We start from the raw sequence: 22,083 nt of genomic DNA, 5'->3' as shown, positions 1-22,083 counted from the left end.
CTTTCTGGATTTATGGAGAAATACCAATGCTGAAGAAAACACTACTGAGCCTGACCGCAGTATCCATGCTTGCCTCTGCCGGTTCTGCACTGGCGGCAGAGTACAAGTTCGATAAAGAAGGCCAGCACGCGTTTATTGAATTCCGCATTAAACACCTCGGTTACAGCTGGCTTTACGGCAGCTTTAATGACTTCGATGGCGCCTTTACCTTTGATGAGAAAAACCCATCAGCGGATAAAGTGAATGTCACCATCAACACCAACAGCGTTGACACCAATCATGCTGAGCGTGACAAGCACCTTCGCAGCGCAGAATTTTTAAACGTTACCAAGCATCCGCAGGCGACGTTTACGTCAACGGAAGTGAAGAAAGACGGTGAAGATTACGATATTACCGGCAACCTGACCTTAAATGGCGTCACCAAGCCCGTTAAGCTTGATGCCAAACTTATCGGCCAGGGTGATGATCCGTGGGGTAACTATCGTGCCGGTTTTCAAGCCGAAGGGACTATCAAGCTGAAAGACTTCAACATTACGACTGATTTAGGTCCAGCCTCGCAAGAGGTGGAACTGATTATTGCCGTTGAAGGCGTTCGCCAGAAGTAAGGCTAGGCATTGACTGTACGAAGCCCTTTCCTTTGGAAAGGGCTTTTTATATTACGCGCTTAACCGCTAATTATTCGGCCTTGTCTTTCACTGCAGGAGCCGGAATGTGCAACGTTGACTGTAATAGTCCTTTAGATTTATTGAAAATCTTCATTCCATTCTCACGCCCGCTGCGTATCGCTCTTTGCTCTTCCAACGGCAATTTCATTTCATCCAAACACTGTGTGCTACAGCAACCTTCGTATTTTGCAGCGCAGGCAGGGCACTGGATAAACAGCAGATGGCACCCTTCATTACGGCAGTTAGTATGGCTATCACACGACGCACCGCACTGATGGCAATGCGCGATAACGTCATCAGAAATGCGCTCTCCCATTCGTTCATCAAAAACGAAATTCTTGCCGATAAACTTCAGTGGTAGCCCCTGAGCTTTAGCCTGGCGCGCATACTCAATAATACCGCCTTCTACGTGATACACATTCTTGAAGCCATGGTGCAACATGTAGGCGCTGGCCTTCTCGCAGCGAATACCGCCCGTGCAGTACATGACAATATTTTTGTCACGCGCCTCATCAAGCATCTCAACCGCCATTGGCAACTGCTCACGAAACGTATCCGACGGCACTTCCAGCGCATTCTCGAAGTGTCCGACTTCATACTCGTAATGATTACGCATATCGACAAACACGGTGTCAGGATCGTCCGCCATGGCATTAACCTGATCGGCTTTCAGGTATTGCCCAACATTCGCTGGGTTAAATGTCGGATCATCTATCCCATCAGCGACAATCCGTTCGCGCACTTTCATACGCAATACCCAGAACGATTTCCCGTCATCTTCCAGGGCAATATTCAAGCGAATCTGATCGAGTGCCGGGTGTGCACTGAATAATACCGCCTTGAAAGCATCGAACTGATTATTGGGTACGCTGATTTGCGCGTTAATCCCCTCAGTAGCAATATAAATGCGACCGAAGACCTTACACTGCTCAAGCTGAATATACAGACGATCGCGAAAGGCTTTGGGATCGTCAATGGTGAAATATTTATAGAAGGAAACTGTGGTACGCGGCTCGGTTTCCGCAAGCATACGCGCCTTCAGTTCCTCATTAGAAATCCGGTTATGTAACACTGGCATGGTGTACGTTTCCTGTCTTCATTGAGGTTAGCGTGTGACGTTCATCATCGAATCAGAGATCGATATATTGAATCGCCCGGCATCATACCTGATAGAGCTGAGGCTGTCAGGGCATGAAATGAATAGCGCGGCAACAAAGAGTGATCTACCGTAAGCCAATAGCCTCTGGGATTCATTTCGCTTTCATGAAGTATCATCATCGAAGGATCTGTCATTATGAGTCAGCTTTTCTCCCCCGTATCTCTTGGTAAACTCGAACTACCTAACCGAATCATCATTGCCCCTATGTGCCAGTATTCGGCTGAGGACGGCAAAGCGACGGCCTGGCATACCATGCATTTAGGTAACCTGTCACATTCCGGAGCAGGATTACTCATTATCGAAGCTACCGCGGTTTCTCCAGAAGGCCGAATTTCCCCACGCGACCTTGGCTTGTGGGATGACGTGACAGAGCAAGCCCTTGCTGACGCGGTTAACGCGGTCAAAACCTATTCTTCCATGCCTCTCGGCATACAGCTGGGTCACGCAGGTCGCAAAGCCTCAACGGGGGTTCCTTGGAGCGGGCGAGCATTTCTGCGTCCGGAGCAGGGAGGCTGGCAGACTATCGCACCATCAGCGATCCCCTATAATGACAGCGATGCTGCGCCGCTAGCGATGTCAGAACAACACATTCGTGCGTTAATTGATTCATTCGTTTCGTCTGCTAAACGTGCGGATCGTCTGGGCTTTGACCTGATAGAAATTCATGCTGCTCACGGCTATTTGCTGCATCAGTTCCTTTCACCGCTGACAAATCAGCGCACAGATAACTACGGGGGTTCACTTCAGAACCGGATACGCCTGGTCGTCGAGATTTACCGTGCAGTACGCGAGGTTTTCCCGGCGCACAAAGCCGTTGGCGTGCGCATTTCTGCGACAGATGGCGTTGAGGGAGGTTGGGATCTGGAGCAGTCGGTACAGCTTAGTCAAGCGCTGCACGAATTAGGCTGCGATTTCATCCACGTATCCAGTGGCGGACTATCGCCGTTGCAACAAATCCATCCGGCACCCAATTATCAGGTGCCGTATGCGCAGCGGATTAAGCAAGAGGTAGGAATCACCACCATCGCTGTTGGGCTAATAACCGAGCCGGAACAGGCAGAAGCGATCGTCGCAACTGGTGAAGCAGACGCTATTGGGCTGGCTCGCGCCATTCTCTTCGATCCCCGTTGGCCATGGCATGCGGCCGCAAGACTGGGCGCGCAGGTATCCGCCCCGGCACAGTACTGGCGTAGTGAACCACGCTATGCCAGGGGCATTTTCAAACAGTAGCGGTAGATACACTGTGTCAGGCGATCCTATCTGGGTCGCCACTTTCCTACCTCGCCAGACGTCATGCCATCAAAGGTCAAAACTCATTCTCTGAAAATGATAGGATCAAAGCTGTTTTTTTGCATAAAAATCAGTCAATAACGCAGCGCTAATTTGTGTTATTGGCAAAGCGCCGCAATAATCTATCTTGCAGTTAACCATTAACTCGTTTTTTAACGGTTCGCGTGCTGACCAGCACCCAAATATTGATACTGAGGCCATGACACAAATCCCTTCTTTTAATCGTTCATTGCTACATCCGCGCTACTGGCTCACCTGGTTGGGCATCGGCATCCTTTACCTTATCGTTTTGCTTCCCTATCCCGTTCTGTATCGTATCGGTACCGCACTTGGTCATCTGGCTATGCGTCTATTGCCAAAGCGCGTCAACGTTGCCATCCGTAACCTTGAACTGTGTTTCCCCGAGATGTCGCAGGCTGAACGTGATGAGTTAGTCAGGAAGAATTTTGAATCTGTCGGCATGGGAGTGATTGAAACCGGTATGGCCTGGTTTTGGCCAGACTGGCGTATCGAGCGCTGGTTTACGGTGACGGGCGTTGAGCACATTCGTCCTGAGAACGAACGGGATCAAGGAGTACTGCTCATCGGACTGCATTTTTTAACATTGGAGCTCGGCGCACGAGTTTTTGGCATGCACAATCCGGGGATCGGTGTCTATCGTCCGAATGATAACAAGCTGATTGATTGGTTACAGACGTGGGGAAGAATGCGGTCCAATAAATCCATGTTGGACCGAAAAGATCTTAAGGGCATGATTCGTGCTCTCAAACAGGGCGATATTATCTGGTATGCCCCAGATCACGACTATGGTCCACGAAGCAGCGTATTCGCCCCTCTGTTTGCCGTAGAAAAAGCGGCGACAACCCGCGGTAGCTATATGCTGATCAAGACCGCGCGCCCTGCCGTCATTCCTTTTGTTCCACGCCGTCTGCCTGACGGAAAAGGCTATGAACTGCTGATCCAACCTGCAGAGCAGGATGCACCTATAGAGAATGAAACCGAGACAGCCGTTTGGATGAACAAGGTTGTTGAAAAGAATATTCTGCTCGCACGGGATCAGTATATGTGGCTGCACCGTCGTTTCAAAACCCGCCCGGAAGGCGAACCGTCCTTTTATTAAGGAGCGTATTTTAACTAACACGTTCGTTCCAGTTGCTCATTTCAGGAACAGCCACTCTTGTGACAGACGAAAAAAAAGCAACGGCGATTGATTGCCGTTGCTTTATCTTTCACGCCAACGCGAAGTTAGCTTTTGATATGCGGTGCGGGAAGTTTCTGGTAAGACTCAACCCACGCAGCATAGGTTTCCGGTTTTTGCCACACATGGTAGTGCAAGCGCGATATCGTAACGGGATCGCTAAGCAGTACCAGACGCTGATTATTACTCACCTCTTCCGGCTTACGGTTCAAGGCATCACGCACATTCTTCTCACGTACGTCTTCAATCGCTTGGCTGAAGCGATGACGCGCCGTTGCCATTGCACTGGCGAGAGCGTTAATTGACGGATCAAAGACGGCCTGCATAAACCCATTATCCAACCTACGCTGATGGTTCAGTCGGCAATATTCATCCGTAGCAACCAACTCACGAGGTGGATTGAACTCTTCCGGTATCATCAACAGCTTGGCACGTTTACATCCCAGCCCTAATGACGCGCGGCTCGAATAAACCGAAACAAACGGCGACAAAATCAGCGAGAAGACTATCGGAGCCAGCCACCACAGGAAGCGCAGATCCAACCATGCCATGCCAATCGCCCAGACCAGCCCCAGAATCAACTGGGAACCGTGGCGCACAAACGCCTCGCTCCAAGGAGTTGCATCGTCGTCACGCTGCGGGGAATTCCACTGCACCGACCAACCGAGAAACGCACTGACAACAAACACGGTGTGGAACAGCATACGAACCGGTGCCAACAGGACTGAGAACAGCATTTCCAGCAGCAGCGAAATAAACACCCGTAAAGCACCGCCGTACTCTTTTGCGCCTTTTGCCCACACAAGAATCACGCTCAACAGTTTTGGCAAGAACAGCAAGACCAATGTCGTCGAGAAGAGTGCGATAGCCAGCTCCGGACGCCACTGTGGCCAGACGGGGAACAGCTGCCGGGGTTGCAAGAAGTACTGGGGCTCCATGAGCGTATGCACAACCTGCAACGCCGTAGAGAGCATCAGGAACATAAACCACAGCGGTGCCGACAGATAAGACATCACACCGGTAAGGAAAACGGCGCGATGAACCGGATGCATACCTTTAACCAGGAACAACCGGAAGTTCATCAGGTTGCCATGGCACCAGCGGCGGTCACGTTTCAGTTCATCCAACAGGTTAGGCGGCAGTTCTTCATAACTTCCCGGCAGATCATAAGCGATCCACACGCCCCATCCTGCGCGACGCATCAGCGCTGCTTCGACGAAGTCGTGCGAAAGAATCGCACCGGCGAACGACCCCTCACCTGGCAGCGGTGCCAAAGCACAGTGCTCGATGAACGGTTTAACGCGGATAATCGCGTTATGCCCCCAGTAATGCGATTCGCCCAACTGCCAAAAGTGCAAGCCAGCGGTGAACAGCGGACCGTAAACACGCGTTGCAAACTGCTGGCAGCGCGCATACAGCGTATCCATGCCCGATGCTTTCGGTGAAGACTGGATGATACCGGCGTTCGGGTTCGCTTCCATCAGTCTGACCAAAGACGTCAGACATTCGCCACTCATGACGCTATCGGCATCCAGAATGACCATGTAGCTGTACTGGTTACCCCAACGGCGGCAGAAATCATCGATATTGCCGCTCTTACGTTTGACTCGACGACGACGACGACGATAGAAAATGCGCCCTGTACCGCCGACATCACGACACAGTTCCATCCAGGCTTTTTGCTCTGCCACGCAAATGTCGGGATCGTTACTGTCACTCAGTACGTAAATATCAAAATGTTCAAGATTGCCCGTTGCTTCAACCGACTCATACGTCGCACGCAATCCCGCAAACACACGCTCTACGTCTTCGTTACAAATCGGCATGATTAACGCCGTGCGGTGCTCTGGATTTAGCGGCTCGTTACCTACCGTCGTGGAAGAGATGCTGTATTTATCTCGACCAATCAACAGTTGCAGGAACCCCATCAGTGCGGTCCAGAATCCAGCCGACACCCAGCAGAACAGCACTGCAAACAGAACCAGTATGCCGCTTTGCAGCACATAAGGAAGCAGTTGCATCAGCGAACGCGTCCACGGTTGACCCGCCATTTCAAACGGATCGATGAGCGCCCATCCCTGATAAGGCAGGATGGTTTTCATATACCAGGTTGCGATCGCCGTCTGAAACAGCGTTAACACCAGCAGAATATAGCGGCGGATTGTTCCCACCAGGCGCCAGCGGTTTTCGGAGATTTTCTCTTCCGGGCTGTAATGAGGGCGAGGCGGTACAGTGCGTCCCAGTAAGCTTTCCCACCAGCGAACCAAAGGATTGGTTCGCCAGACGTCAGGAAACATAGAAGCGCGGGTAATGACGGGCATCGCTTTTAATGCCGTCCGCCCTTCTCTGTCAGTGCCGAGTTGTTTACCGTTGTCCAGCCCTTCTGCCCAGGCCATTTCAAGACGAGCCTGCACAGACTGCAGCGTAGCATCATCTTCAGACTGAACATTAACCTGATGCTCTTCAGACGGGCTACCTTCAGACAAAGCCTGATGCAAAACGGCCTGATCGTTCCAGGCCGCTTGCGGTAATTTTTCGCGAAGAACCTCTGCCTGCTCGGCAGGCAGAGGTAGTTTCTCAATATAATCGAGAGAAGAAGTTGACTTATTCATTAGCAGGCAGCTGATTGCTCCAGGTTTCAGTCAATGTCGTCTCGCCATTAACCAATGCAGCTCTCATTTCAGTCGGCTGTTTCGCATCTTTCACACGCAAACGCAGCGTCAGACGCCAGCCATGAGTTACTGGGTTATAGCGAACATTATTTTCTACAATCTCGCCGTTATCACCAATGCTGACCTGAGAGGCCACCGGAGTGCTCTCATCCAACTCTTTTAAATTCGGTCCAACAAAATCCACAATATACGCGATCGTGCCGTCAGGCTGGCGGATCAGGTTAGATTGCTTAACATCACCGGCAGAACGGCGAGTTTGTTGAACATAGGCAATGTTCGGAGAATGCAGTTGATCTTCGTCGCGCGTAAAGTGCAGACGATATTTAATATCCAGCGGTTTGCCCGTTTCAGGCAATACATCAGGCGTCCAGAAAGCGACTATATTGTCGTTGGTTTCATCCGCAGTAGGGATTTCAACCAGCTCTACTTTTCCTTTGCCCCACTCGCCTTTCGGTTCAACCCAGCCGCTTGGACGCAGATCGTAACGATCGTCAAGATCTTCATAGGCAGTAAAATCACGACCGCGTTGCAGTAGACCAAATCCTTTCGGGTTTTCTACCGCATAGGTGCTGACGGACAGGTGTTTTGGATTATTCAGCGGACGCCAAATCCACTCACCATTGCCGGCATGAATTGACAGGCCATTAGAATCGTTCAGCGCCGGACGATAATTCAGCGTCGGAGAAGGCTGGTTCGGCCCGAACAGATACATGCTGGTCAGCGGAGCAATACCCAGTTTGCCCACTTTATCACGCAGGAAGACTTTAGCTTGAACGTCTACGACGCTGTCACGCCCCGGATAAACGGTAAAGCGGTAAGCCCCTGCGGCACGCGGAGAATCCAGCAGCGCATAAATAACCAGATGTTTATCATTTGGTTTTGGACGTTCAATCCAGAACTCACGGAAACGAGGGAATTCCTCACCGGAAGGTAATGCGGTATCGATAGCCAAGCCACGGGCAGACAAGCCATAAATCTGGCCTTTTCCTACCACACGGAAGTAGCTGGCACCCAGCATGCTGACAATTTCATCGTTCTTATCGGCTTTATTGATCGGATAGAGAACTTTAAAACCCGCAAAACCGAGATTTTTAACGGCTTCAGCATCGTGGTTGACGGAACCAAAATCAAAATACTCAGGAGAGTATTTAATCTCATCAACCGTTGTCGCTGTGACTTCATTAATTTTCACCGGGGTATCGAAATACATCCCCTGATGGTAAAACTGGAGTTTGAATGGCGTCTGTACATTATTCCAGTATGACTTATCGTTATTGAAACGAATTTGCTGATAGTCCGCAAATTTCATATCCCGGAATTGCGCAGGAAGATTACTTTTCGGCGCTTCAAAACCCTTTTGTGACAGCTTTTCAGCCTGCTGTGCCACATCATCAATAGAGAATGCCCAAGCAGGCACTGCGCTTACAGACAGCATAATGGCGGCGGACAGCCAGCGAAGGCTGGCAACCCGCTGTTTAAACCCAAATTTATTATCCAGCACAGCTCCCCCTGTTGGTGTGCTTCAATCAACTAAAATCCATATTAATGGATAAGTTAGCTTTCCTACAACTTGATAAAGATATTGTTCATCATAATAGGTCAGCGTTTAAACAACGAGAACGCTAAAGCATGATAAACCGGGTTGTAAAAATGCAAAACAGCCACGGACTATAGCGAATATCGACCTGCACGTGCGTAGGATTATTCCGTTTGCGCCCATACCGTTTCCCATTGCCCAGCGATAAAAGATCTGACGAACAGTGACATTGATTCACATACCGTTTGAAGTATGGCGGGTATAAACATTTGTGTAACAATGCAGGGGCAAGTAAAGTACACTCCTCGACTGAACCCGGTATTGTTGAATTAAGACTGCTATGCTTTTGTCCGCGCTTCGACGGCGAAGTTTCCCAGCCTGGGTCGGCATCTTCGCTATTTTGACCATCTTCGTTGCACCAGTGATTTCACAAACACGGGTGCTTTACGAGCGTGAGCATAACTTTCATGAACACGGGCACAATGAAAATAGCGCAACAGCGCACGCCAGCCACAACGGCAATCTAGCGGAACAACAGCATACCGGACACGCAATGTCCGGGCACCACACGACCCCATCACACCATTCTCCCTCATCACCGTCGATGATGATGGATCATGCCGCTTGTGGTTACTGCGTACTCTTTTCGTATACGCCAGCGCTGTTCGCAACAGGTTCACTCAATCCGATACTGACCGCTTCTTTATCTGAAGCGCTGGTTATTCATTTTATCTCCCGCATTGTCCTTCCCGAACGTTACGCTTCCCCAGTAGTGCGCGCCCCACCTTTCTGAATCGTGCATCATCATGCCATGTGCATTTATAACGCATCGCGCTATACCCTTTCAGGTATGGCGTTTGATCATTTTTTTGTTAAATGATTTCAGAGGGTTTTATGTCACACCCTAATCAGGCATCAGCTACTGCTGCCGCCTCCGGCACGCGCTCAGCCGGAGAAACCGCGCCGGATCAACACGCGGTAGACAACGTATCGCCACGTGCTGCGATCGTCGCTCTCTTCATCCGTCTGCATTTCTATATTGGTATTTTTGTCGGCCCTTTTATTTTCGTCGCAGCCCTGACGGGTACGCTGTATGTCCTGACGCCGCAGATTGAAAATCGACTGTATTCACACCAGCTTTTTACCGAGAGTCAGGGCACGCCACATTCCCTGTCTGAGCAAATCCATGCGGCACAGGCGGGGCTCGCTCACCGTCAGGATGCAAAACTGCTTGCGATCCGCCCTGCACCGGTAGCCGGAGAAACCACCCGCGTCATGTTTGCCTTGCCGGAATTGGGGCCATCGGAAAGCCGCGCCGTTTTCATCGATCCGGTTTCGCTGGAAAATCGCGGTAGTGAGATTGTTTACGGCACCAGCGGCATTCTGCCATTCCGTACCTGGCTTGATTACCTGCACCGCGGGCTGCTGCTAGGTGATATCGGGCGTAATTACAGCGAGCTGGCGGCATCCTGGCTGTGGGTCGCGGCACTAGGCGGCATTGTCATCTGGTGGTCAACCCGACATGTCTCGTCAGCGGCCAAACGACGGAAATTGAAAAATAGCCAGACGACGGCGGCAAAGACGCAGCGACTGCGCCACTGGCATGCCACGGTGGGGCTAAGCCTTGTGCTTGGTTTGCTCTTTTTCTCCGCGACGGGGCTAACCTGGTCACAGTGGGCAGGCAGCAACATTTCTGTCGCGCGTACCGCATTAGGATGGCAGACCCCATCAGTCAAAACCCAATTGCCCGCACCGATGTCTCATCACGACATGATGCACGGTCACGATATGGCGATGGCTACGGATGAGCACGCGGAACATCATGCGTCAATGCCAATGGGGGATGTCGACGCCTCTTCACCTACATTATTTGATGAGGTACTGGCTGCCGCACGTCATGCAGGGATTGATGCCAATAAAATCGAAATCCGCCCCGCCACTCAGCCGCACCGCGCCTGGACAGTCAGTGAGATCGACCGCGCCTGGCCAACGCAGGTTGATGCCGTATCAATTAACCCTGATACGCTGGATGTTGTGGACAAAACCGATTTCAACACCTTCCCGCTGGCCGCCAAACTCACGCGTTGGGGCGTGGATGCGCACATGGGCGTGCTATTCGGTTTGCCAAATCAGCTCATCCTCGCGGCATTTGGACTTGGGCTCTGTGCAATGATCGTCTGGGGCTATCGGATGTGGTGGATACGTCGTCCAAAATCTCGTCATAGCGTGAATCCGGTCAACACGCTGACGGCAGCATGGTTAGCGGTTCCCGTCTTTCAGCGTGTGCTTATTGCGCTTATCACGCTGCTACTGGCAGTCAGTTTACCCGTCATGGGGATCAGCCTGCTCATCTTCCTGCTGATTGATACAGTTCGGTGGTATATGGGCAACCCCAAGCAGGCTATCGCCAAAAGCTGATTGCCAGACTGCCATCATCGTTAGATCCAGACATAAAAAAACCGCCACTGTGTGACACAATTTGTGCAACACAATGGCGGTTAATCAGCAATACAGCTTAATGGCGGATGTTAGAACGTCGTCCAGTCCGCTAACTCACCTTTAGCCGCGGTTTTTTCTGCACGGTTATTTTTAGGGGCTGACAGCGCAGGCGTTTCCACTTTTCTACTCAATGCCGCGCTTTTATAAGATGCACCAAGGTTAAATACGCTGACCGTACGCGCGAGGCTATTTGCCTGATCCTGTAAAGAGAGCGCGGCGGCAGCGGATTCTTCAACCAACGCGGCATTTTGCTGGGTTGTCGTATCGATCTGCCCTACGGCCAAGTTGATCTGGTTGATTCCATCGCTTTGTTCACGGCTGGCCTGCGCAATTTCGCTGATAATTCCTGTTACGCCCTGCACATTCGTCACCAGTGAATTCATCGTGACACCCGTTTCTTCTACCAGCCCCATGCCGTCCTGCACTTTCTTGAATGAATCATCGATAAGCTCTTTGATTTCTTTTGCCGCCGTAGCGCTTCGCTGAGCCAGCGCACGTACTTCACTGGCAACAACGGCGAACCCTCTCCCCTGTTCACCGGCACGTGCCGCTTCAACGGCCGCATTCAGCGCCAGAATGTTGGTCTGGAAGGCAATACCATCGATCACGCCGATAATTTCTGCCATACGCTGTGAAGAATCACGGATACCACGCATTTCCTGCGTGACCGTTTCCATCATGGCGCCGCTTTTCTTCACCGTTTCAGACGCGCTGGCCGCCAGATCTGTTGCCTGCGTCGTATTATCAGCGGTATTTCTGATCGTTGACGTCAGTTGCTCCATCGATGACGCAGTCTCTTCCAGCGAACTTGCCTGTTCTTCCGTTCTGGCCGATAAATCCTGATTCCCTGCTGCAATTTGCGATGCGGCGCTGGAGATCGTTTCTGCGCCATCGCGCACCTGGCTAACAATCTGCCGTAGACTGCTGTTCATATTGTTCAAGGCAGATAACAGCTGGCCGGTTTCATCTTTACGATCGGTATAAATCTCAGAGGTCAGATCGCCTTTCGCGACATTTTCAGCAACGCCCAGCGCTTCCTGTAGCGGCAGGGTCACGCTGCGGGTAATCAGTGAAGCAATAATCAACCCAGCCAGCGCACTGATGAGAATAATCGTGGCGAGAACCATCAGCGCATTTTTATAGCTTTCCCCCACCGCTTGCGCAGCGGATGCCATCTTGTCATCCTGTATCCCGATGAATTCGTTGACCTTGCTGGTGTATTTTGCCTGTGTCACACGCGTTACGTTGAAGTATTCTTCAGATGCGGCTTCGGTGTTCCCTGCCGAGATCAATGACGAGAGTTTGTTCGCTGAACCAAGGAAATCGCGGCGGATATCACCAATATCACGCAGTACCGCAACCGATTTATCGTCACTGACGGACTGGTTCAGATACTCCATGAGTTCAGATATTTTCCCTGAACGCTCTTTGTTCAGCGCCAACTGTTTATTGATTTCACTTTCTGATTTAAGTAATAACAACAGTTGCTGATTATTGAGGTAACCATTCAATTCATCAATCAGCTTATTACTTTTGACGGTCAATGGATAATTTTGCGAAACAATCTCATCCATTTTTTCGTGAAAGTCACTTAATTTTGAAATGGCAACGCTGCCAATTACCAAAAGCATTAATACCAGAAAAGAGAACCCCGCCCCTAATCGATACCCTATACGCCAGTTGGATAAACTCATTAACATCTCCTTAATTAATTTTTTCTATCTGTATAAAAATATATAATTGAAAAATTAATATTTATTCAATAAATACAGATAGCTCCAATACTCTTTTTCATAACAAAAAATACACATTTCTGGACAGATAATTTATATGCCCTGGTGAGAAACATGAACAATATGTAGGTAGACATGCGCATCAAACCATATTCATGGCGGTACGGTCGAATTGGTCTAACCAGATACGGCGCGCGATAGCAGACTTCTGCACATGCTGGCAGTAGAAAAAACGTCATCCTTTACACCTCATCTTTCACCGCATTTCTCCGTACCATAACCTGACTTTTTACGTTCCTATGACTCACAGAATCCAGGAGAATTACCGTCACTAAAATTATGGTCTAATAGCAGCGGCAAGGAACGAATACACACCAGAACAACTTTTCCTGACGCCGAAGGCAGTATCGGCTTTTTGTAGATAATCTTTATATTTTCTAACTTATGGCACTAATATCTATTTAATCGATCATTTTTTTACAATCTATCTATTTATAAGATATATATTTCCAGATGAAATGAATATGGTATTCAGGATGTAACAATAAAATCAAAAATAAATAATAACAATTTGTTATATTTTTAAATAAATACCTTCTGCGTTTATATTATGTCACGAATGCGAAGTAGGAATATGAAGAGTTAGGTGAATGGACATGGGACTGGACACTTCCAGCCATTTTCTCGTTCGACACGAGCAGTGTGGATTGATCGAAAAATATTCACCCAGATGCATTTTCATCAATGCGCCTGGGTGATTTAATTTTGTTATATATTTTTTGAATCAATCAGAGATTCAGAACCGCATTACTTTTTCTTGGAAGCCGCTTTAGATTTACCTTTCAGTAATTCCCGGATTTTCTTTAGCTCTTTCTGCGTTAACGGCACTTCCGCACCAACTTCTTCTGTACCCTGACTGTCCACCAGCTCAGGAGACAATTCAGAGGCATGGTGGCTTTCATCAAAGCTCTTCAGTAACCGAGCGCTGACCTCTGCACTGATAGAGACTTCATTTTCCAGGGCAGCCGCTTTGATTTTTTCTTTCAGCTCTGAGGAAATCTTCAGGGACAGGCTAGATATCTCACTCATTTCATTACCTTTCTCATGGGGTAAAATAGTAAGCTATGACAGCCAGCCGGCAATGTCCATACTGAAATAAAAATTTAATATTTCTGTCACAAAAATAGCGTAATTAATTTATTAGCAAAGAGATTATTATTTCGCTATTTTTATTTCCCTGCCGAATGTTATGTATTCCCATTTTTCATTCTCCAGTCATCAATCATTTTCTGGGTCACTTCGTCTTTGTAACAGATCGGGGCATATCCCCCTGCCCGACTCCATGCGCTACGCTTGCCACACTTGCTACCATTACGCGCTGAATTATAAGGACAAGGACAATTACCAGAATAAGAAGAAATTGATTCCTGAATGAGCCGTTCTTTGATCTGCTCATCAGAAATTCGGGTATTTTTCGCCATACTGGGTGTAGAAAAAGAAAGCAGAGCCACAGCACACACCATCGCAACAGACAGCGTCGTTTTCATACGAGGGCCTTATTTTAATCAGAAGATAATCACTGTAGTACAAAATTCGCACCGCAGAACACGGTCTCACGGCTACCCACTATGGGTTAAAAAATTGATCATGAAATATTAACAACATAAAATGCAGGCGCTCCGAGGATAAAAGGAAACAAACGTGCCACATCACTCCCTATGGGAACTTATTAAGCTTACCTACACGATCGGTTTTGTCATCGCCCTGATCGTTACTTTCTTGTTAAGTAAAGATAAATCCCTGTTCATCCGATTCTTCGCGTCGTTAATTGTCGGGCTAACCTGGCCGCTGAGCTTTCCAGTTGTCCTGTTGTTCTCCATTTTTTGAAGCGCTGCTTCTCTTCCAGATAACCGGCATGGTGAATCAACGCAGCAGCGCCTATTCGCGCCTTTTAAGAGAGAATGCCCACAATGAGTAACATTCTGATCAGTGCCTGTCTGTCCGGCTTTCCCGTCCGCTATAACGGCACCGAAAAGAAATCGGTTGGCGGCTATCTTGCCCAGTGGCGCCAACAGGAGAGACTCATTACGTTTTGCCCGGAACTGGCGGCAGGTTTCTCAACGCCCAGACCTTCAGCGGAAATCATCCCGGCTACTGGCGGCAATTCTGTCATCACGGCAGGCGCTAAGGTTGTCGAAGCAACCGGTGCCGATGTGACCGAACGTTATATTCTGGGTGCCTGGCTAGCGCTGCAAATGGCGCAACAGCATAACTGCCGCTTCGCGCTCCTCACGGAAGGGAGCCCATCTTGCGGCAGTCGCATTATATATAGTGGGCGGTTTGATGGTTCACAAACAGCAGGAAGTGGCGTTACCGCAGAGCTGCTGCGTCGCCACGGTATCGACGTGTTTTCCGATCGTGAGATCGAACAGTTAATTGAACGTGTTGAATACTTCGATCGTCATTCTGATGCGTAGCAGCGCAACTGCCCCATCGGACAAACCCTAATGCGGCAGTTGCGTTATGCAAAACTAACGGACAACTAATACGGACATTTTCGCATGGCGAACGATGGCTGCGGCATTTGAGCCAAGCAGGTAGGTTTTCACATCTGGCCGCCGCGAACCGATGACGATCAAATCCGCATTCATCTCCTCCGCCAGCGCCAGCACCTCGTCTCTGGCCGAACCAAAACTGACGCTGCATGACAACCGCGACGCCGGCAGATCGATCGTTTTCATCAGCGATTTGAGCTTGTCATTTGCTTTCACCACCGCCTCATTCTCAAACTCTTTTATGCCAAAAGAATACGCAGATAAGAACGCCGATGCATCCGGGAGGGAATGGAAAAGGTGTATTGCGGCGCCTGACATTTTAGCCAACCTAACTGCATGCGTAATCGCGTGTTGGGTGAGTTCATCTTCTTCTATATCTACTGGCACTAGGATGCTCGTGTACATAATCACCTCTCCTCTGCATGGATAACTGATTACCTGTCAGTATGTAAGAAGCGTAGTCTGCTCGTCGTCAGCAGAATATGATCCCGTTCACTTTTACACATGTTGCCCGCTATTTTTAACCTGCCAAGTGCCCGTTAGCTCACCGCCAACTTTTCTTTAAAGCGGTCGTGAATAGATACGTGAAGATTCCCCCCAAGGGTGATAGCCCATTCCGGTAAAGTGGAAACCATAGCGTTCATAAAAGCCGAGCAGCTCTGTGCATAAATGCAGCGTAGAAAAACCAGCGCAACGGGTTTCCTGAGCAAGGTGTTCAATCAATTGCCCCGCATACCCATTGCTACGATGATTCTCTTCAACATAAAGCGCGCATAGCCAGGGATAAAGATCCATACGGCTGATGAAATCATTGGTAATTAACCCGGCACCACCAATAATATGCCCATCCTTTTCCAGCAAATACCAATCAGGCAATGGGTTTTCTGCACCAATACAGTGGTTGATACAGTCTTCGTAAAGCATCAACGTCTCGTCAGATGCCCAGTGGCGTTGGAAATAATGAATCGCCCTTTCTTTGTATTCAGGGCTCTTTCTGACAGAAATAATATTCAACATAGGGCTAGCAACTCATCTTCCATGAGGCAACGATGTGCCCCGTTGTTTCTACCGTAATCGTGTTGCCTGGAATAATAAAATTCCGCCACACCTCGTTGTAATGCGTGATTAATTGTTCTGCTTTCAGTTCACCGCGATTAGCCGTCGTGTGTGCATCGGCGGCGATCGTCAACGCATAGCCTCGGCTGGCCGCATTCTTAATGGTGGCATCAACACAATAATCCGTCGCGCATCCGCAAATCGTCAGGTGGCTAACGCCCAACTCTGCCAATACATCGGCTAACGGCGTACGGTAAAACGCATCGCACGCCGTTTTGGTAATAGATAAACAACCCTCTGGCTGGTTCAGCTCAGGCAATAACTGCCACCCCTCGCTGCCTGACAACATGCCGTCTTCTTCATGCTGAATGAAAATCGTCCGATCTGCTGCGCCTGAAAGCTGATTTATCAATGCGACCGTCTGTGCCTGTCGTGCTCTTGGTGTTGCAAACACCGCATTCTGCATATCAATCACTATCAAAACCCGCATCTTTTTTCCTTATTTTGGCACTTAACATCGGCAGTCATGATCCTCAGGGAAGCAACGGCTTGTCTCACTCCAACCAGACTGACTGTGACTAGATCATGTCCACTATACCATGAGGATAAAACTTGATTTCCCCTGACCGCAGCCGATCAATATCAAACCAGCGGGTAACAATCGGAACACCATTTGTCTCGATACCATGGATAATTTCCTGCTGGTAAAGTGACTCGTCCTGAAAGCGCGCCTCATAAACAAAGACAATCTCATGCCCAGGTTTGCCATTGTAGGAAAAAATATTCTCTGAAACGCCTAACAGTGAGAAATCCTTGGTCGCTGCACTAATTTCCTCCTGGACTTCCCTCTCCGCTGCCGCCTGCGACAATTCGCCAAAATCGACGCCACCACCGAGCGGCAACACGTAATGCTCATCTTTTATAGGGTCATACCCTTCTGCTAACAGAATCTTTCCATGGTTTCGGAAAAGACAAACTGCTTTCGCTCTGATCTTTTGCATGTCAACGCTCCAGGTAAACTACAACTCTCTAAACTACAGCACTCTTTTGATAAAAAGACATTTATTGATAAGCGACATGTAGCACAGAAATATGTCATCTTTTTTTACAGATAAAAATCTGTTAGAACTTAATCAAAATGCATTAATAGTTTTTATGTTCAGTGAATGTTTTTCTCTGCCTCCTTTCATTTCTTTGTGTTTAACTTATTGAAGTCATGCGTCTCACATAACTATTCCAGACATAATATTGGTGGAGAACGATAAATTCATATTTATCAGCCTGACCATTGATCGGCGTCATCCTTTCGCATTCCGGTACGTCGCCGAATCACGCTGTGTTTATTTATCTTACCGACTGGTTTTATGCGTACGATCGACTAAAGTTAACTAACCATTTCTTCATGTCTGGCGGACAGCGAATGCGTGCTGTCTGGCAAGACGTGCATTAATCACGTCAGAAAACGCACAAGGTAAGGGAGGAAAAACAATGCATTCAGAGGTACCCCCAAATGAGCTCCCGATATCTGACACTCTCGGCCTTGACTCTCAGGTCAACGACATGGAAATACTCGGCAACATTGTGGAAGAAATCATTCAGTCCGGCCATTCCGTCAGTAACAAGGCCATCATCGCTAAATTAATTCACAAGATTGAAACAGAGGCTAATGCCGCTTTTCAGGAGAAATATCGAGCATTGCTGGAACTGATTGTTTATAAAACTCAGGACGACTTCCTGATTTAATGCCCGTTGAAAACACTATTCTCTCGTTTTCCAGTAGCGTTTATACGTTATTGGACAGAATTTTATTTAATGCGCACAGTCAGCGATAAATAACACAAGTGTTTATGTTGTTATTATTCCTGACCCGCGACTATCAATTTATTAATACCGAATAGCGCGAGACCTGCTTATTTTACCAATCGTTAATATTCATTTCTGAATGAATGATGTAAGGGAAAAAATTCGTACCGCAGCGTCGCTACACGTCCACACCTGCTCAACACGAACGTCATTATGAACAACACTCACATCAGCAGTATGAGATAAAAATACGATTGGTTAGATAGCAGAAACGAAAACGGGCTAGCCTAAGCTAACCCGTTGAATTTTTTGGCGGAGGAGTAGAGATTCGAACTCTAGAACACTTTCGCGTCGCCGGTTTTCAAGACCGGTGCCTTCAACCACTCGGCCACTCCTCCGCAATGACGCGAACTATAAACAGTGAATGAGAGCTTGTAAAGCATCACAGCGCTCAATTGCCTGAAAAATAATCTAACGTAGCGCATTTGAACGCAAAACCGCCATGCGGCAGATGAAATAGCGCAATTTATCTCCAGCACCCGACAAATTGCAGAACAAAACACGAGCGAAGACCTAAGGATGAATAATTTGCAGCGTAAAGAAGGGTAAACCACCTTTAATAACGTCCTGCAACTATTTACTCTTTGACATTGGATAATAGCACCCTGAAGAGAGAGTCGCTGATATGGATCGTATTGTTGTTTCTTCTACCCGTGAAAGCTCGCTACTCAGCACGCACAAAGTGCTGCGCAACACCTATTTCCTGCTGTCGCTGACGCTGGGTTTTTCCGCCGTTACCGCAACAGCAAGTACCGTACTTAACCTGCCCGCTCCGGGATTAATTCTGATGCTGGTTGGGTTTTATGGCCTGATGTTCCTGACGCACAAACTGGCGAACAGCCCTGCGGGTATTCTGGCAGCGTTCGCACTGACCGGATTTATGGGTTATACGCTAGGCCCGATTTTAAGTTCGCTGATTTCCTCAGGCGCAGGCGACATTGTCATGCTGGCGCTGGGCGGCACGGCACTGGTGTTCTTCTGCTGTTCAGCTTACGTATTAACGACACGTAAAGATATGTCCTTCCTGTCAGGTATGATGATGGCAGGTTTTGTTGTTCTGGTTGTCGCCGTCATCGCCAATCTGTTCTTGCAGATTCCGGCCTTGCATCTGGCGATCAGTGCCCTGTTTATTCTGTTCTCTGCGGGTGCCATCCTGTGGGAAACCAGTAACATCATCCACGGTGGCGAAACCAACTACATCCGAGCAACAGTTAGCCTGTATGTCGCGATCTACAATATCTTCGTTAGCCTGTTGAGCATTCTGGGCATCATGCGTAACGACTAAGTTTTATTTATTGCCACACCGAGAAAGCCCCAACCGGGGCTTTTTTTATTTCCAGCACAGACAGAAATATTTGTTAAACTGCGGGCTGATCTATCGCAGGCGGAGAAAAGATGTTGGAGTTTGAAGGACAAACAATCGAAACAGATGCGCAAGGTTACCTAATGGATAGCAACGCGTGGAGTGAGGCATTGGCTCACGTGTTAGCAGAGCAGGAAGGCATCATGCTGACCGAACCGCATTGGGAAGTCGTCCGGTTTGTGCGGAATTTTTATCAGGAGTTCAATACGTCACCCGCGATACGCATGCTGGTTAAAGCGATGGCGCAAAAGTATGGCGAAGAGAAAGGGAATAGCCGCTACCTGTACAAACTTTTCCCCAAAGGGCCAGCAAAGCAGGCGACTAAAATTGCCGGCTTGCCCAAACCAGTAAAATGCATCTAGCATTGCCCGGTTTCAATAGCGGATCGTAAAACCTTCATAGTCCGTCTTGCCATGTGGCTCAATAAGCACCTTATCCACTCTGGCGCTTCGTGGGCCTCCTTGTTTCAGCCACTCAATTAACGCTTCTACCGCTTGAGCGTCGCCGTTTGCCACCACTTCCACGCTGCCATCATCACAATTGCGCGCATACCCATTGAGTCCGAGTCGCACGGCCTGATGTTGCGTGCTGTAGCGAAACCCAACGCCCTGAACCAGGCCATAGACATAAGCGATAGTCGCTATCTTTGCCATCTTCTCCTCCTTCCCAATCTACGAGGCTAAACAACATTTCATTAGCAGGGCTGTATCTTCTAAAAATTTACACCATACTGTTAATAATGTGTTCAGGCACTGATTCATCGACGAACACATCGCTTGAAAAACGCTGTACGCTAAAAAGCGTTGTCGGATGCGGTTGTCCTCCTCCACGTAATCCGCAGCGAGTAGAAAGTGTAATCTATTTCCAGGGGGTTATATGATCATCTGTAAATTTGGCATCGGACAACAGATTCGTCATAAGCTACTGGGGTTTCCGGGGGTCGTTATCGATATCGATCCCGAATACTCATTAGAAACACCCACTTGGGAAGAGATTAGCGGCAACGATACGCCACGTTCCGAACCGTGGTATCACGTTGTGATGGAAGATGACGAAGGCCAACCTATACATACTTATCTGGCAGAAGCGCAGTTGATGAAGGAAGAACTGTCGGAACACGAACACCCTTCACTCAACGAGCTAGCCGAGGTCATTCAGCGCCGTGCGCCACAGCTGCGCCATTAATTTTTCCCTACGTTCAATATTGGCGGCCGAAAACAAACATTGGCGATGTTGTGATACTCAGCATCGCCGAATGTCTGTGCCTTCTTTACCTGAGCGCTTATTTATCCAGACCCAGCCGTGGGATTTCAATTTTCGGGCAACGATCCATCACCACTTTCAACCCGGCATCATGAGCCAAAATTGCCGCTTGTTCATTAATGACGCCGATCTGTAGCCATAAAACGCTAGCGCCAATGGCAATGGCTTCTTTGGCAACCTCGTAAGCCGCTTCAGGCTGGCGAAAGACATCGACCATATCAATCGGTTTAGGGATATCCGCTAAACTGGCATACACTTTTTGACCCAGCAGCGTTTGTCCGGCCAGTTTGGGGCTAACGGGAATAACGTCGTATCCCTGCTCTAGCAAATATGCCATCACACCATAACTCGGGCGGGACGACTTATCGCTAGCCCCCACGAGCGCAATGGTTTTGACCGTTTTTAGTACAGATTCAATATCACTGTCATTCATGCTATTCAGCCTCTCTTGCGTGATTTATTACAGTGTATCGCACATTTTACGGATCGCAGAAAATGGCTTGAAGACCCGCCGTCTATATCTTATAGAACGAAAAATGCCATAACAGCCTGTTTCAAATTGAAACCTTTGACACATTCAGACAATTCCTCAACAATACTCGGATTGCGTGCTATTTGGGAAAAATATGAAATTCGGCTTCATCACTGTCTGCCTTTTTATTGCAGGGTTCAGTACCTCAGTAATTGCGGCAACAACGTTGAAATTAGATCAGAAAATCGATCTCCTGATGGTTGACGGGCAAAAGATGTCAGGCTCGTTGCTAAAGGGTGCCGATAGCCTCGAACTTGGCAGTGGGCAACACCAGATTTTGTTCAAAGTTGTCGACACCGTCGATGCCCAAACCGGTGCGCCAGTGACCTATTTTCCTTCTACGTTTATTGCGACCTTTAATACGGTAAAAGTGGCATCGGTGTCATTTAAACTACCGCCGCTGCATACCCTTGAAGATCGAAAAAATTTCACTGCTCAGCCTCAGTATCAATTGCTTGATGAAAAAAATCAGGCTATCCCCGTGCGTACCGATGCGCTTGTTATTGCTGACAATGAGCTGCTCGATATAGAACGAAAAATGTCGGAGTACAATGCAGCGGCGAAAGGCGCGTCCGTTGCTGGCTTTTCTGCCGCGCTGAATGAATCTGTAACCTGGTGATTTTACGCGCAGTCGCATCAGATTTTTGATACCCGTTCGCCTTTTCCTGCTTTTATCGCTTTGCACCGAAACAGCGTTT

24 protein-coding genes and 1 tRNA gene are annotated in these 22,083 nt (G+C 48.6%); 12 read left to right on the top strand and 13 right to left on the bottom strand.

Features of this window, described 5'->3' with window-relative positions:
* Positions 1–29 precede the first annotated feature (29 nt).
* Positions 30–605 (top strand): YceI family protein, encoded by a 576-nt coding sequence (locus AB8809_RS09680; RefSeq protein ID WP_155116510.1) that lies wholly within the window; start codon positions 30–32, stop codon positions 603–605.
* 70 nt (positions 606–675) lie between these two features.
* Here the strand turns inward: AB8809_RS09680 and AB8809_RS09675 are convergent, their stop codons facing one another.
* Positions 676–1,743 (bottom strand): rhodanese-related sulfurtransferase, encoded by a 1,068-nt coding sequence (locus AB8809_RS09675; protein WP_182100062.1) that lies wholly within the window; start codon positions 1,741–1,743, stop codon positions 676–678.
* A 216-nt stretch (positions 1,744–1,959) separates the two neighbouring features.
* Between AB8809_RS09675 and AB8809_RS09670 the strand changes: the two genes are divergently transcribed.
* Entirely contained in the window at positions 1,960–3,054 is a 1,095-nt protein-coding gene (locus AB8809_RS09670; RefSeq protein WP_349856102.1) for an NADH:flavin oxidoreductase/NADH oxidase, read from the top strand.
* A gap of 259 nt (positions 3,055–3,313) precedes the next feature.
* Positions 3,314–4,234: a Kdo(2)-lipid IV(A) acyltransferase gene (locus AB8809_RS09665; RefSeq protein ID WP_349856103.1), complete on the top strand. Its 921-nt coding sequence runs from the start codon at positions 3,314–3,316 to the stop codon at positions 4,232–4,234.
* Positions 4,235–4,359: 125 nt separating this feature from the next.
* Here the strand turns inward: AB8809_RS09665 and mdoH are convergent, their stop codons facing one another.
* Positions 4,360–6,924, bottom strand: coding sequence for a glucans biosynthesis glucosyltransferase MdoH (gene mdoH, locus AB8809_RS09660; protein ID WP_015840728.1), 2,565 nt, complete (start codon positions 6,922–6,924; stop codon positions 4,360–4,362).
* Positions 6,917–8,419, bottom strand: a complete 1,503-nt coding sequence (locus tag AB8809_RS09655; protein ID WP_155116511.1) for a glucan biosynthesis protein G — start codon at positions 8,417–8,419, stop codon at positions 6,917–6,919. Before AB8809_RS09655 ends, mdoH begins: the two co-directional genes overlap by 8 nt.
* A gap of 442 nt (positions 8,420–8,861) precedes the next feature.
* On the opposite strand from AB8809_RS09655, the gene AB8809_RS09650 reads away from it, so the two are divergent.
* Positions 8,862–9,314: a DUF2946 domain-containing protein gene (locus tag AB8809_RS09650; protein WP_015840730.1), complete on the top strand. Its 453-nt coding sequence runs from the start codon at positions 8,862–8,864 to the stop codon at positions 9,312–9,314.
* A gap of 101 nt (positions 9,315–9,415) precedes the next feature.
* Positions 9,416–10,939, top strand: coding sequence for a PepSY-associated TM helix domain-containing protein (locus tag AB8809_RS09645; RefSeq protein ID WP_349856104.1), 1,524 nt, complete (start codon positions 9,416–9,418; stop codon positions 10,937–10,939).
* Between the two features lie 110 nt (positions 10,940–11,049).
* On the opposite strand, the gene AB8809_RS09640 is transcribed toward AB8809_RS09645, so the two are convergent.
* The 3 genes from AB8809_RS09640 to AB8809_RS09630 form a co-directional block, all read right to left on the bottom strand.
* Positions 11,050–12,714, bottom strand: coding sequence for a methyl-accepting chemotaxis protein (locus AB8809_RS09640; protein WP_349856105.1), 1,665 nt, complete (start codon positions 12,712–12,714; stop codon positions 11,050–11,052).
* An 846-nt stretch (positions 12,715–13,560) separates the two neighbouring features.
* Positions 13,561–13,842 carry a hypothetical protein gene (locus AB8809_RS09635; protein WP_205946699.1) on the bottom strand — a complete coding sequence of 94 codons (282 nt, stop codon included), beginning with the start codon at positions 13,840–13,842 and terminating at the stop codon, positions 13,561–13,563.
* A 158-nt stretch (positions 13,843–14,000) separates the two neighbouring features.
* Entirely contained in the window at positions 14,001–14,300 is a 300-nt protein-coding gene (locus tag AB8809_RS09630; protein ID WP_349856106.1) for a hypothetical protein, read from the bottom strand.
* Positions 14,301–14,454: 154 nt separating this feature from the next.
* Between AB8809_RS09630 and AB8809_RS09625 the strand changes: the two genes are divergently transcribed.
* Complete coding sequence (locus tag AB8809_RS09625; RefSeq protein WP_349856107.1) at positions 14,455–14,640, top strand: GhoT/OrtT family toxin; 186 nt, start codon at positions 14,455–14,457, stop codon at positions 14,638–14,640.
* 83 nt (positions 14,641–14,723) lie between these two features.
* On the top strand, positions 14,724–15,230 hold the full coding sequence (locus AB8809_RS09620) for a DUF523 domain-containing protein (protein ID WP_181828863.1): 507 nt from the start codon (positions 14,724–14,726) through the stop codon (positions 15,228–15,230).
* Between the two features lie 54 nt (positions 15,231–15,284).
* Here AB8809_RS09620 and AB8809_RS09615 read toward each other — a convergent pair whose 3' ends face one another.
* From AB8809_RS09615 to AB8809_RS09600, 4 genes are all read right to left on the bottom strand, one after another.
* Positions 15,285–15,713 carry a universal stress protein gene (locus AB8809_RS09615; protein ID WP_015840738.1) on the bottom strand — a complete coding sequence of 143 codons (429 nt, stop codon included), beginning with the start codon at positions 15,711–15,713 and terminating at the stop codon, positions 15,285–15,287.
* A gap of 156 nt (positions 15,714–15,869) precedes the next feature.
* Positions 15,870–16,325 (bottom strand): GNAT family N-acetyltransferase, encoded by a 456-nt coding sequence (locus AB8809_RS09610; protein ID WP_015840739.1) that lies wholly within the window; start codon positions 16,323–16,325, stop codon positions 15,870–15,872.
* 4 nt (positions 16,326–16,329) lie between these two features.
* Positions 16,330–16,854 (bottom strand): isochorismatase family protein, encoded by a 525-nt coding sequence (locus AB8809_RS09605; RefSeq protein WP_180777841.1) that lies wholly within the window; start codon positions 16,852–16,854, stop codon positions 16,330–16,332.
* Between the two features lie 88 nt (positions 16,855–16,942).
* The gene (locus tag AB8809_RS09600; RefSeq protein WP_015840741.1) at positions 16,943–17,365 is read right to left on the bottom strand and encodes an NUDIX hydrolase; all 423 of its coding nucleotides are present in this window, start codon (positions 17,363–17,365) and stop codon (positions 16,943–16,945) included.
* 559 nt (positions 17,366–17,924) lie between these two features.
* Here AB8809_RS09600 and AB8809_RS09595 point away from each other — a divergent pair.
* The gene (locus tag AB8809_RS09595; protein ID WP_228483929.1) at positions 17,925–18,107 is read left to right on the top strand and encodes a biofilm/acid-resistance regulator YmgB/AriR; all 183 of its coding nucleotides are present in this window, start codon (positions 17,925–17,927) and stop codon (positions 18,105–18,107) included.
* Between the two features lie 370 nt (positions 18,108–18,477).
* Here the strand turns inward: AB8809_RS09595 and AB8809_RS09590 are convergent.
* Positions 18,478–18,565, bottom strand: a tRNA-Ser gene (locus AB8809_RS09590).
* Positions 18,566–18,852: 287 nt separating this feature from the next.
* Between AB8809_RS09590 and yccA the strand changes: the two genes are divergently transcribed.
* Together yccA and tusE are read left to right on the top strand one after the other, a co-directional pair.
* On the top strand, positions 18,853–19,512 hold the full coding sequence (yccA, locus tag AB8809_RS09585; RefSeq protein WP_015840743.1) for an FtsH protease modulator YccA: 660 nt from the start codon (positions 18,853–18,855) through the stop codon (positions 19,510–19,512).
* Between the two features lie 110 nt (positions 19,513–19,622).
* Positions 19,623–19,952, top strand: coding sequence for a sulfurtransferase TusE (gene tusE, locus AB8809_RS09580; RefSeq protein ID WP_015840744.1), 330 nt, complete (start codon positions 19,623–19,625; stop codon positions 19,950–19,952).
* 12 nt (positions 19,953–19,964) lie between these two features.
* On the opposite strand, the gene yccX is transcribed toward tusE, so the two are convergent.
* Complete coding sequence (yccX, locus tag AB8809_RS09575) at positions 19,965–20,243, bottom strand: acylphosphatase (protein WP_015840745.1); 279 nt, start codon at positions 20,241–20,243, stop codon at positions 19,965–19,967.
* A gap of 223 nt (positions 20,244–20,466) precedes the next feature.
* Between yccX and hspQ the strand changes: the two genes are divergently transcribed.
* Positions 20,467–20,775: a heat shock protein HspQ gene (gene hspQ / locus AB8809_RS09570; protein ID WP_015840746.1), complete on the top strand. Its 309-nt coding sequence runs from the start codon at positions 20,467–20,469 to the stop codon at positions 20,773–20,775.
* A gap of 97 nt (positions 20,776–20,872) precedes the next feature.
* Here hspQ and AB8809_RS09565 read toward each other — a convergent pair whose 3' ends face one another.
* Complete coding sequence (locus AB8809_RS09565; RefSeq protein WP_015840747.1) at positions 20,873–21,286, bottom strand: CoA-binding protein; 414 nt, start codon at positions 21,284–21,286, stop codon at positions 20,873–20,875.
* Between the two features lie 193 nt (positions 21,287–21,479).
* Here AB8809_RS09565 and AB8809_RS09560 point away from each other — a divergent pair, with 193 nt between their 5' ends.
* On the top strand, positions 21,480–22,004 hold the full coding sequence (locus tag AB8809_RS09560; RefSeq protein ID WP_349856108.1) for a DUF2057 family protein: 525 nt from the start codon (positions 21,480–21,482) through the stop codon (positions 22,002–22,004).
* Positions 22,005–22,083 lie beyond the last annotated feature (79 nt).

It is taken from the genome of Pectobacterium aroidearum, assembly GCF_041228105.1.
GTDB lineage: Bacteria > Pseudomonadota > Gammaproteobacteria > Enterobacterales > Enterobacteriaceae > Pectobacterium > Pectobacterium aroidearum.
This window is presented reverse-complemented; position numbering and strand designations above follow the sequence as displayed.